This window comes from Bifidobacterium felsineum (assembly GCF_002802915.1).
Classification (GTDB): domain Bacteria; phylum Actinomycetota; class Actinomycetes; order Actinomycetales; family Bifidobacteriaceae; genus Bifidobacterium; species Bifidobacterium felsineum.
The window spans coordinates 172,457-184,673 of sequence record NZ_PEBJ01000001.1; the positions used below are offsets into that span (position 1 = coordinate 172,457).

Consider the following 12,217-nt stretch of genomic DNA (forward strand, 5'->3'; position numbering starts at 1 on the left):
ATTTGCCCCACTAACGGTCTGTGAGTGGTATATAACCATGATCGGTTCGAGGTCCTGCCCCGCTGAGGTGTGTTCCGGTGAAGTATTTCATTGATTTGCCTGAGGTTGTGCTTCGCTGCAAACGAGACGGCGATCCGCAAAACTGTGGGTTGGGTTGACCGCATGAGTTATCGTTTGCCATTCAGCCAATCGGTTGCAGAAGCAACGTGAATGCCCTGCGATGTATAGCTGTGCTCAACTCGGCCCACTACGTACTGTTGTGCTTTCGGAATACCAAGCGCGTCGCCAATCAGAGTCAGGTGCCGGGCGAATCGGTTGTGATAGGTCTGACCGGATTTGATCTCAATCATCAAGCGGTTGCTTGCATCGGTGAAATCAAGCAGATTTACTTCAACCTTGCTGGCGTCACGGTAGAAGAACAATTGTGGATCCCGACCGGCATTGAGATGCCACTTCATGGTCTCCGCAATAATAAGGTTCTCGAAAATATCGCCGAATTTCGGATGAGCGACCAGCGCCTCAACCGTATGGATTCCTAACAAATGGCACATCAAGCCGGTGTCGTAGAAATACAGCTTTGGCGTCTTGACGACCTGTTTGCGGGCGTTCGTGTAGAACGGCATGAGATGGAACGCGAGGTAGCTGGATTCCAGAATTGAGGTCCACGCCTTTACCGTGCGCGGACTTACGCCTAGCTCGTTGGCGATGTTGGTATAGTTCACCAATGCGCCGGAACTCAATGCACATAGTGTTAGGAATCGGCGGAAATCAGCCAAATTGCGTACGTCGAGATAGTCGGCGACGTCGCGTTCGATATAGGTGTCGATGTAATTGGAGAAGAACAGGTCGAGCGGCATGCCCGTATCGTAAATGCGAGGATAGCCGCCCTGCAGCATGAACGAATCCACGGTGAGTGCAGGATTCGCGGCACATGCTTCCTGGTATGAGAACGGCAGCAGTTTGACCAGCCCGACTCGGCCTGCCAATGATTGTTGGATTCGCTTCAACAGCAGGAAATTCTGGGAACCTGAAAGCACATACTGGCCTTGTTCGCCGCGCTCGTCGGATACGACCTGAATCATGGAAAACAGATCCGGGGCATACTGTGCCTCGTCCACGATGAGTTTGGATGGACGCTGACGGATGAATCCCACGGGGTCGTCGATTGCAGCCTTGCGAGTTTCAGGATTCTCCAGATTCACGTAGTCGTAATCCGGGAATATGGACTTAGCCATCGTGGATTTGCCGCTCTGACGTGGGCCGGTGATGGAAACAACCGGAAACCATTGCGCCAGCTTTTGCGCCTGTTTTCCCAGTATTCGCGGAATCATCACAGCCTCTTTCCCATAATCTTGCATTAGCAATTACCATAATCCTACATTAGGAATCCCCATAATCTGACATTAGCGAGGCCCATAATCGTGCAGTAGGGCGGTTGACGGGCTTACGCGCGCGGTTGGCTCGAGGTTTTGCCTCAATAAGGGGTGTTCGGCGGGGTGTTTCCGCGGGCCATGCGAGACTGTGCTCTGCTGATAGTGTCTAGACGGGGTGAAATTGCGATTGACTAGGGGATTTACCCTGTTGGCAGTATTTAAGCGGAGCCGAATCGCGGCTGGCCCGAGGATTTGCTTCGCTGAGATGTGTTCAGTGGGGTACTTCGTCGGTCTAACCGAGATTCTGCTCCTCTAGTGACTTGTCAGCGGGGTGTTTCCAGGACTGGTTCGAGGCTTTGCCTTGCTAAGAGTCTGACAGTGGAACAAACCTATGGCTGAATCGAGAATTCGCCTCGCTGGTAACCTGTGATCGGCGCGCAATCACGATTGGCTCGAGGATTTGCTCCGCTGACGGACTAGCGGATAAGCGTTTATGAACTGCACGCTCTCGTCCACCCCGCACAACATCACAGAATTCCCACCGCTTTACCCCTGTTGCCGCGGCAGGCTTTGCGATAACCTGTAACGCGTGACTGAATCTGTGAATAATGAACTGCGTATTGCTGTGATCGGCGCTGGCCCGGCCGGCGTCTACTCTTCCGACATCTTCCTGCGCCAGCTCAAGAAGCTGGGCGAGGAGCTCGGCCTCGGCACCAAGGCCCGCATCGACCTGTTCGAGAAGCTGCCGGTGCCGTTCGGCCTGGTGCGCTACGGTGTGGCTCCGGACCACCCGTCCATCAAATTCATCGCCTCCGCGCTCGAGAAGACGCTCGACAACCCGGACATCCACCTCTACTGCGACGTGGAATTCGGCAAGGATGTGACCCTTGAGGACCTGCTCGCCCGTTATGACGCCGTGCTGTTCGCCACCGGCGCTGTGAAGGACAAGCCGCTGAACCTGCCCGGTGCCGACCTCGACGGTGTCTATGGTGCTGCCAAGTTCGTCGAATGGTACGACGGCTACCCCACGGGCGCCCGCGAATGGCCGCTGACTGCCGAGAACGTGGCCGTGATCGGCGGCGGCAACGTGGCCATGGACGTGGCCCGCGAGCTGATGCGCAACGCCGACGACCTTAAGGCCAAGACCGACATTCCGGACAACGTGTACGAAGGCATCGGTCAGAACAAGGCGCGCGTGCTTCATTTGTTCATTCGCCGTGGCGTGGCCCAGGCCAAGTTCAGTGTGCAGGAGCTGCGCGAGATGGAGAAGCTGCCCGGCGTGCAGCTGATTATCAACGAAGACGACTTCGATCTGGATGATGAAACCATCGAGGTGGCCGGCAAGGACAAGCTCACCCGCCAGATGGTCGAGGAGCTGTTCGCCGTGCGCGAGATGGCCGAAGACATGGAAGATGACGGCGACGTGGACTTCGAAGGCAACCCGGCCGATCGCAAGTACTACATCCACTTCAACTCCGCCCCCACCGAAATCCTAGGCGAAGACGGCAAGGTGAAGGCCATCCGCGTGGAGCGCACCGAAACCGGCGCCGACGGCAAGATGCACCGCACCGGCGAATTCACCGACTATCCAGTCGAGGCCGTCTACCATGCCATCGGCTACAAGCCGGCCGAGGCCCCGGGCATTGCCTACGACGAGCACGGCGCCCACCTGGCCAACGCCAATGGCGACGGCCGCATCACCACCGAAGCTGAGGGCGGCGAAGTGCGCGACCGCCTGTACGCCACCGGTTGGGCCAAGCGCGGCCCGGTGGGCCTGATCGGCTCCACCAAGTCCGACGCCCTGGCCATCGTGACCAACATGCTCGAGGATCTGGCCAAGGCCGCTGAAGGTGGCCGCGTGGCGGAGGACCGCGACCCTGAATCCATCGACCGCCTGCTCGCCGAGCGCGGTGTGAAGCCGATCGACTTCGCCGGTTGGAAGAAGGTCGACGCCTTCGAGCGCGCAGAAGGCGCAAAGGAAGGCCGCGAGCACAAGAAGGTCATCGAGCCCGACCAGATGCGCGAGCTCGCCCTGGCCTGATAGGTCTCCGATAGCTTCTATTCGGCTCCTCTCTACGGAGAGGGGCCGTTTTCGTCGCTGCCCGCATTTCTCCCCGCGCATATCCAGCAATCATCCAGCTAGCATCTTTAGGCTGGGCCTCATGAATGGCAAGGTAAGGGTGCATGGTCATTTCAATGGCCTGAAGACTACGCTGTTGTTTGGCTTGATGTGGGCCATCATCATGCTGATCTGGTGGGCGACCGGTGGAAGTCGCGGCACGCTCGGCATCTATATTCTGATTGGTCTCGGCACCACCTTTGCCTCCTATTGGTTCTCAGACAAGCTCGCCATCGCCTCGATGGGCGCGCATGAAGTCAGCGAACAGCAGGCTCCGGAGATCTACGGCATTGTGCGCGAGCTCAGCGCCAAGGCCGGCAAGCCGATGCCGCGCATCTACATCGCGCCTACGATGAGCCCCAACGCCTTTGCCACAGGCCGCAACGAACGTCACGCGGCCGTCTGCTGCACCCAGGGTATTCTGCAGATCTTGAACGCCCGCGAATTGCGCGGTGTGCTGGGCCATGAACTGATGCACGTTTATAATCACGATATTCTGACCTCCGCGGTAGCTTCCGCAATGGCAACGGTGATTTCCTACCTTGGCTATTCGCTGATGTATTTTGGCGGTGGTTCGCGCGATAGTCGAGACAATAATTCCGGTGGATTGGGTTTGATTGGAGTGCTGCTGAGTGCGATTTTGGCTCCACTCGCGGCTTCTCTGATTCAGATGGCTATCTCCCGCACGCGCGAATACGATGCGGACGAAGACGGCAGCCTCTTGACCGGCGACCCGGAGGCGCTGGCTTCCGCGTTGAACAAGATTTCCTATGGTGCACAGACCACGCCGATGCGCAAGACCGCGGGCACCCAGTCGGTGAGTGCGATGATGATTGCGAACCCGTTCTCCTCAGTCGGCTTCTCGAAGCTGTTCTCCACCCACCCGCCGACCGACCAGCGCATCGCCCGCCTGATGCAGATGGCCCAGGAAATGAACGGCGGCCAGCCCCTAGCAGCGCCATATTCCGTGCACGCCTTGCGCTAGTGCGAACTTGGCTCCCCTTGTCAGGGGAGCTGGACAGCGAAGCGGGACTGAGGGGTAGTAGGAGCGAAGCCCAAAAACAGCATCGGCACAGCCGATTCCACTAAGCGTGTGCTACAGTAACTATTTGTGCGTCACTCGCAACTGGTGGTTTTCGGTTGCCCCTGAAGCACATGCGGACATAGTTCATCGGTAGAATGAAAGCTTCCCAAGCTTTAGAGGCGGGTTCGACTCCCGTTGTCCGCTCTTCTGCTTTGCGATTCTTCAATCTTTTTTTGATTATGATTCGTTCCGCATGCGGAACTGGCAGTGGAATGAAGATTTCCGGTTGGTGATATTCGTATCGCATCCTGAGTCTGTATTGTGTTGTTCTGTGTTCAAAACGGGGGTATAAATCTCAAAATAGGGGCATATAACGGGGGATTTTCTGCATTTTAGGGTGGATGAATCTTATACTCCGTCTCAGAGTCATACGGATGCCGGTTGAGGTTGAGGGCCGGGTCCGTAGTGCGAGAAGAGGCGAAGGAGATAAGTCCTATGCGTAAGAACGATAGAAAACGCGTTGGGGGGGGGTATTCTCCAAGCTAACTAATCGTGTCGTGGCTGGTTTGGTCGCAGGCGCGATGTTGTTCGTGGGGGTGCCGATTGCTTCCGCTGTGGAGGCTGCGCCGCAGTCTGATCAGTCGACTTCGCAGGCGCAAACGCAGCAGAGCCAGGATTCGCAGAGCTCGCAGAAGACTGATACGAAGGGTGATTCGGCGAAAACTGAGGCTAAGAATGACGGCAAGGATGCCGGTAGTGGTTCCTCAGCGGATACGGCGAATAAGACCGACACTCAGTCAAATCAGAGCGATAACAGCGATGATGCTTCCGCTTCCGACAGTGCCGATGCGCAGGATGATTCCACTAATGCGGAAGATCAGATTGATCCGCAGTCGTATGAGGCATTGAAGAGTCGCCGTTCAGTTCGTATTGCGTCAAGTGTGCAGCCATGTACCCCGGACGATCCATTGAAGTGGGGTGGTACGACAGTGCTGTCCACGGACGCGGGCGCTTCGATTTATGCGAAGAGGAACATGCACATGGCAGTTCCGGTTCTTGGCAACGGCAACGGCAAGGGCGACCACACACAAACGTTGATTAATGGTGACGGCCATCCGTTCGATACCGGTACTCCAGGATATTTTGTGGAGTCCGAGGGCGTCACGGTAGTTGGCGGTAATTTCTCCTTGAACAAGCCCATTGCTTTGGGCAATCCACCGATGGGCCGAGTGTCTTGGGGCGGTGGACATCCAGCGCCGAATCACGGAACCGCGTTGGCAGTCGGAGGCAATGCGAACTCGTATGGCACGGTTGTCTATCTGAGTGGTTCATACGATACGCAGCAGCAGAAGTGGCTTGGTACGTATGGGCATATTGGTTTGGCGAACTCGAATGCGGGTGGATACTCGCCTCTGACGCCTGCGATTAACCCGACTGATGACGGTAAGGTTTACCAGCGCGAAGGGACTCAGAAGGTTCTCAGTGATGTGAACGGTGTTGACTACAACAACTTCGACACTGAGATTAAGGACTTTTCCAAGACGCTGGCGGACACGAGGCCCGGCAATGGCGTGGTGTACGAGAATGTGAACTTCGCGGACGCTTCCATTGAGGCTGCGCCTGCTACTGGCACGAGTAAATGGATCAGAGGTTTGGATTCGCCTCGTTACAACGCGAATAAGGGTGATTCACGAGTTAGCAGTATCAAGTCCGGCGGTGGCACCTACCGGTATACCCAGCTGACGAACATCCGTGAAGTACATGTCACGTTCAAGGGCGATAACAACCCGAAGAACAAGCTGCAGGTGTTCACTCTGAACATGGCGGAGGTGAACCAGCAGTTCAAGAACGATAATGCAACTGGCGTCTACTACGATTTCCAGAATATTCCGGAGGGCGCATCTGTACTTGTGAACGTGACACATACCGATGATGGTTCCAACCTGACCATGAACACGGGCTGGCATTTTGGCTGGAATGGCAAAGATATTCAGAAGGTTGCCGACCAGGATGATGATTACGCCGTGGCGTCGGGTTCAATCATGTGGAACTTCGCTGACGTAACCGGTACGTTGAAGATTCGCAACGGTGATAAGTGGAAGACCTTCCCGGATAGCATGAAGAACGACGGGCTTGCCAACTATTACAAGATGTACGCGAACGGCTACGAGGACGACAACGCCAGCAGTGATGCCGGTGCTGCTCTTCCGGGCAGTGTCTTGGCTGCGAACGCGAAGTCTACCGAGACATGGGTGAGCACAAATGGTCGTCTATATGTGGGAGGCGACCTCTGGCTCTCCCAGACCTATCCGCAGAACGACTTCCGTTCGGATGGCAACCACGGTTTCGGTGTGGGCATGGCTCAGGAGCACCACAACTTCCCGTGGATTGGCAACGCGATGACCTCCTGCCCGGTCACCGGCACGGTCGAGTGGTCGAAGGTCGACAAGGATTCGACTGCGAAGGTACTTTCCGGCTCCGAGTGGAAGATCACGAGTGGGTCTGACACTGTTGCAACTGTGGTTGATAACGGCGAGAATGATGCCGATTCACGTCCGGGCTATTTGCAGGTAAGGGGTTTGTCTACAGATAAGACTTACTGGCTGACCGAAACTAAGGCCCCAGATGGCTATCAAATTAACACTACGCGTTACAGTTTTACCGTAACCGGTAACGGAATTACCACGTTGCCTGTGAACGGTGGCAAAGTGTCAAACACCGCGTATCAGGGCAAAGCGGCCTGGTACAAGGTCGACGCTACATCGAACAAAGAGCTTGCTGGCTCTGAATGGCTGCTGACATGTTCGAGTGGTGAGTGCAAGGATTTAGAGGAAAACAATAATCCGTGGAGCCGCAAGATTGTGGATAAGGTATCCGCGGACGATAACCGTAACGAGGCCCAGTGGGATTGGAGTGAGGTCCCCGGCTATATCGTGATACAGAATCTTCCCTTGAATAGTTCCTATACGTTGGAGGAGACCAAGGCTCCGGATAACTATCAGTTGAATACGAGCGTGTACACGCTAAATGTTACCGATCCGTATTCCTATGCGTATCCGACGCTTCAGGGCCAAGAAGTGCAGAGAATCCCAAACGAGAAACTCAAGGGCTCTCTTCGTTGGAAGAAGATAGAAGATAATGCGTTGAACAAGCCTTTGGCAGGGTCCGAATGGTCTTTGATTGGTCCTTGCGAATCATCTGGAGAATGCAAGCTCGGTGATAATAACCCGTCTGCTCAGGAACTGCATATCGTTGATAACGGGGATTTGGATTCAGACAATCGCAGTGGCTTTTTCAAGGTGGACAATCTGGCGTATGGCCATTACACGTTGCGCGAGACTAAGGCCCCTGACGGTTATGTGATTAATACCACGTCGTATGACAGAGAGGTAAACGCTTCCACGTCTAATAGCAATACGTTTATACCGTATTCCAATTCCGTGGGTGTGCCAATCACTTGGGAGAAGAAAGACGCTTCCAATCCTAATGGTGATCCGTTACCTGGATCCAAATGGAGTCTGACATGTACAGATATGGTGGCCGTTGGCTCCACTTCAATCTGCTTTGAAGATTTTAACGGTATCGTTCGCAACATCGCGGATAATGATGCTTCCGATTTGAATAAGACCGACGGCAAATTTGAAGTTATGCTGCCAATACCAAGTGGCAGTGCGTGGAGCATAACATATGAGCTGAAGGAGACGGAGGCTCCAGAGGGATACGAATTGTCGGATGCCATTTGGACGTTGAAAATCTCCAAGACCAATGGCGACATCACTTATAAGTGGACGAACAATAAGAACAGTGACACGCACGGGGGTTCGAGCGGAAAGCTGGACTTGTTGGTCACGGATAAGCAGAAGCCAGGAACTCTGATTTGGCAGAAGGTGGATGGTGCCGACAGCGACACCTACCATCCGTTGGATGGTTCTGAGTGGCATTTGGAGGCAGTGGATTCAGTGGAGGGTTCAGCGCCGGCGGATGCCCCGTGGTCGAAGTGTTCGTATCAGGGTGGTTGCGATGTGAACAACGACAACGGTATGAACGAGAGTACTTATCAAACGGGCACATTCCAGGTATCCAAGCTGAAGCCGGGCGACTACAAGCTCACTGAGACTAAGGCTCCGGACGGTTATGCCTTGCCGGATGACGCAGAGTATAAGGTGACGGTTTTACCCGGTCAGGAGGTGAAGGTCAACGGTTCTGGTGACGTGCCGAACTACCCGATTGTGCAGGTGGCGTGGAAGAAGACCGATGACCTGGCTAACGCGTTGGGCGGTTCCGAGTGGAAACTCGTGAACACGCGCAATCAGTATGACTCGTTGCAGGTCACGGATAACGAGACTCATGACAAGGGCGGCTCATATTCAGGTGAGGATTTGGATAAAAGATCGGGGTACTTCACTGTGCAGGTTAACCCCACGCGTATGGCCACTTTCAGTGACCCGCTCACCTATGAGCTGACGGAGACGAAGGCTCCAGACGGTTACAAGCTCGATCAAACGGTTCATACTTTGTATCTCTACTACGTTTCTACTGAAGGTGCGAACGGAAAGTGGCATTGGGCGTGGAATTACGTAGATGGCGCACAAGATGAGTCGATTTCGATTGAGAACGAGAAGAAGCCGGTGTTGTCGTTCTTGCCGCTGACGGGTGGCGTGGGGACTGCGCGCGGAATGCTTGCCATTGGCGGCGGACTGGCGCTGTTCATCGTCGTTGCTGGAGCCATCTGGCACGAATGGCGCAAGCGGAAGGAGGAGCTACTCCTGTGAGCCCAGGGCCGTCGCTTCGCTCCGGGCAGTGTCCTTGCGGGCTTCGCCTGCGATCTCTCCCTCAGTCTCGCTTCGCTCGACAGCTCCCTCATCAGAGGGAGCCAAAGCCACTCGGGATTGTTCTTGGCCCCCTCTGATGGGACATTGCCGTGAAGCAAACAGCAGAGCTGTTTGTAGGCAATGTGCGAGACGACAGTCGAGCCAACAAGAGAGGCGAACGAAGTTCGTCCTTAATTGCTGGACGAGCTGGCGGCGAAGCCGCCTGAGGGAGAGAAGCGGGCGTAGCCCGTAGGGACACAGCCGGTCGCAAGGCCGTCCGCTTCGTAACTGAATAGAAATTAAAGACTTCCCGCTGTGTGAGGTGCATTGCATGGCGGGTGTGCATAAGGCCGTTCGGCGGCGTGGTTCATTGGCGTGAGTGCGCCGCCGAACGGGTGATTGCAGTTGGTATTAACCACAACCAGCCTCCAGTCTACCGGTGTAGGAAGCCGGCCAAGGGGGCGGAGAAAGGAATGATCTCTGATGAAGGGTTCATTGTTGAAGAAGGGGTTCGCCGCCCTTGCCGCCTTCGCGGTCGGCGTGAGCGGCCTGGCCCTGGGCGTCACCACCGCCAGCGCGGCGGATGGTCTGACTGCCGCCGATTACGGTCACTCGATCACGGTGACTGGTTCGGCGAACGCGTTGAAGGAGCGTAGCTTCACGGCCATCCGTCTGGCCGGTTTCGACGAGGGCGCAAGCCTGGACGTCGCGACCGAGTCCGCGGTCGAGCAGAACGTGAAGAACGCGTTGTCGGGCACGGCCTACAACGCGTCGAAGGATGGCGATCCGATGGCGTGGGTGGCCGCCAACCTGAAGGATTCGACCTCCAGCCCGTATTCGGGCGAGCTGCGCAACTTCGTGACCGATCTGGCCCACCAGCTCCAGGGCACGGCCGGTAACACGGACGGCAAGTGGTCCGGCTACAAGGCCACGGCCAACAGCGGTGACCCGGATGAGACCGGTGAGAACGTGTACACGCTGAACAATGGCGTGACGGGTGGCATCTACCTAATCATCGACAAGGCCGCGAACGGCAAGCTGGCTTCGAACTCCATCCCGATTCTGGTGGGCACGTCCGTCAAGGACGTGACCAACGCCTCCGGCAAGGTCGAGGTGAAGAACAACGTGCCGCCGCTCGAGAAGACGGTCACGAACCAGGTGATCGGCAAGAGCGAGTACGCGAACTTCAAGGTGACCACGGCCGTGCCGAACTACGTGGGCTACCAGAAGGGCATGTACGTGTTCAAGATCATCGATTCCATCAGGAACGACACCACGAGCAATGACACCACCAAGATTCAGTTCGATGACAAGTTCGACCTGAAGGTCACGATCGACGGCGTCACGGACCCCATCCCGGCCCAGACCCCCACCACTCCGGGCTACGAGCTGACCAAGAGCGCTGCCGGCTTCACCGTCGACCTGTCCTCCTACATCGAATCCAAGGCTGGCACCAAGACCATCAACAGGGAATATGTGAACGGCGTGCCGACCCCGAATAAGACCGCGACCGTGCTGACCGCCGGCACCCCGGATCTGACCGGCAAGACCGTGACCCTGACCTACAACGCCCTGGTCACCGCCGAGATCGGCACCGATGGCGCCCAGAACGACGTGAAGCTGCAGTACTCCAACAACCCGAAGATCTACGACGAGGGTGACACTCCGACCGTCACCGAGCGCGAGGATCACGAGAAGGTGTTCAACGTGCCGCTGAAGATCAAGAAGACCGACAAGACCTCCGGCCAGCCGCTGTCCGGCGCTGTCTTCCAGATTATCGATAAGGATGGCACTAACCTTACTTCGAAGAATCTGACCGCCACCTCCGGTGCGGACGGTCTCGCATCCTTCGCTTCGCTTGGTCTCAAGCAGGATGCGAACGACAAGACGAAGTACGAGTCCACGTTCACCGTCAAGGAGGTCACGGCTCCTAAGGACCATGTGCTGCCCTCCGACCCGACGTTCAAGGTGAAGATCAGTGCTACCGTGTCCGGCACGAAGGAGAACGCCGAGCTGACGGACGTGAAGTATGAGATCGTCGCGGGCGGCGGCCTGCAGACCTTCGCTTCCGTGTTCGGCAGTGGTGTTGCCTCCATCGTGACCGTGAAGAACGCGAAGAACATCACCGAGCTGCCCCTAACCGGTGCCGCGGGCACCGCCCTGTTCACCGTGATCGGCCTGCTCCTCGCGGGCGCAGCCGCCACCGTGTTCGCCAAGAGCCGCCGCACCAGCAAGGCCCTCCAAGCCTGAACTGACCGCTGGAACCAAGCTGTATTCCAGTCCGCTTCCAGCTAGCTAATCAAGGAGGTCCGCGGATATATTTCTGCGGGCCTCCTCGCATAAATCACGCTTAGCGCTATCAATCGTTTATTGAAGTAGTAGCCATCACAACTGAACTAGTCAGCAAAGACGTTGATGAATCATTTCCGACATTGACGCGGAGAAATAGACGCTTATGAAGTATGGGAAAAGGGTGTTCCGGGACGAGGAAGTGGAATACCTCAATACGTTGCCGGCGGTGCGGCATGCTTCGCCAACGCGCATCACCTATGAGGACGCGTTCAAATTGGAGTGCCTTGCGCGCGATCGCAAAGGTGAATCGCCAACGCGTGTATTCCGCGAATACGGGCTCGCTCCCGAAGTGCTGGGGCCCAAGCGCATCGAGCGCTGCATGAGCCGTTGGCGCTCCGACCCCAGTCTGCAAGACGCTTTGAATAAAGATGGCGAGACGAATCCAATGCTCTCGGACGACAATGAAGACCGGCGAGAGCGGCTGATTCGCGAGCAAGCCATGCACATCGTCACATTGGAGAACGAAGTGCGCCGGCTGCGGGCCATCATCAAACGGGAACGGCGAGTGAAGTAGAGCATCGCTGCTGACGGGTTGCCT

Annotated in this window: 6 protein-coding genes and 1 tRNA gene; 6 read left to right on the forward strand and 1 reads right to left on the reverse strand. The window is 56.3% G+C overall.

Annotation, left to right across the window (positions count from 1 at the left end):
* Nucleotides 1-167: 167 nt before the first annotated feature.
* Nucleotides 168-1,358, reverse strand: a complete 1,191-nt coding sequence (locus CSQ86_RS00640; protein WP_100493239.1) for an ATP-binding protein — start codon at nucleotides 1,356-1,358, stop codon at nucleotides 168-170.
* A 604-nt stretch (nucleotides 1,359-1,962) separates the two neighbouring features.
* Between CSQ86_RS00640 and CSQ86_RS00645 the strand changes: the two genes are divergently transcribed.
* From CSQ86_RS00645 to CSQ86_RS00670, 6 genes are all read left to right on the forward strand, one after another.
* The gene (locus CSQ86_RS00645) at nucleotides 1,963-3,414 is read left to right on the forward strand and encodes an FAD-dependent oxidoreductase (protein ID WP_100493240.1); all 1,452 of its coding nucleotides are present in this window, start codon (nucleotides 1,963-1,965) and stop codon (nucleotides 3,412-3,414) included.
* A 121-nt stretch (nucleotides 3,415-3,535) separates the two neighbouring features.
* Nucleotides 3,536-4,477: a zinc metalloprotease HtpX gene (htpX, locus tag CSQ86_RS00650; protein WP_100493241.1), complete on the forward strand. Its 942-nt coding sequence runs from the start codon at nucleotides 3,536-3,538 to the stop codon at nucleotides 4,475-4,477.
* Between the two features lie 172 nt (nucleotides 4,478-4,649).
* Nucleotides 4,650-4,720, forward strand: a tRNA-Gly gene (locus tag CSQ86_RS00655).
* A gap of 353 nt (nucleotides 4,721-5,073) precedes the next feature.
* A complete protein-coding gene (locus tag CSQ86_RS00660) occupies nucleotides 5,074-9,288 on the forward strand; it encodes a SpaA isopeptide-forming pilin-related protein (protein WP_133119257.1) in 4,215 nt (1,404 codons plus the stop codon).
* A 522-nt stretch (nucleotides 9,289-9,810) separates the two neighbouring features.
* Entirely contained in the window at nucleotides 9,811-11,577 is a 1,767-nt protein-coding gene (locus CSQ86_RS00665) for a SpaA isopeptide-forming pilin-related protein (protein ID WP_100493243.1), read from the forward strand.
* A 205-nt stretch (nucleotides 11,578-11,782) separates the two neighbouring features.
* Nucleotides 11,783-12,193 carry a hypothetical protein gene (locus CSQ86_RS00670; RefSeq protein WP_100493244.1) on the forward strand — a complete coding sequence of 137 codons (411 nt, stop codon included), beginning with the start codon at nucleotides 11,783-11,785 and terminating at the stop codon, nucleotides 12,191-12,193.
* The last annotated feature ends 24 nt before the right edge of the window (nucleotides 12,194-12,217 follow it).

Coding starts and splice junctions, on each gene's coding strand:
- CSQ86_RS00640 (WP_100493239.1), bottom strand. CDS start 1,358: ATGCAAGATTATGGGAAAGAGGCTGTGATGATTCCGCGAATACTGGGA.
- htpX (WP_100493241.1), top strand. CDS start 3,536: ATGAATGGCAAGGTAAGGGTGCATGGTCATTTCAATGGCCTGAAGACT.
- CSQ86_RS00665 (WP_100493243.1), top strand. CDS start 9,811: ATGAAGGGTTCATTGTTGAAGAAGGGGTTCGCCGCCCTTGCCGCCTTC.
- CSQ86_RS00670 (WP_100493244.1), top strand. CDS start 11,783: ATGAAGTATGGGAAAAGGGTGTTCCGGGACGAGGAAGTGGAATACCTC.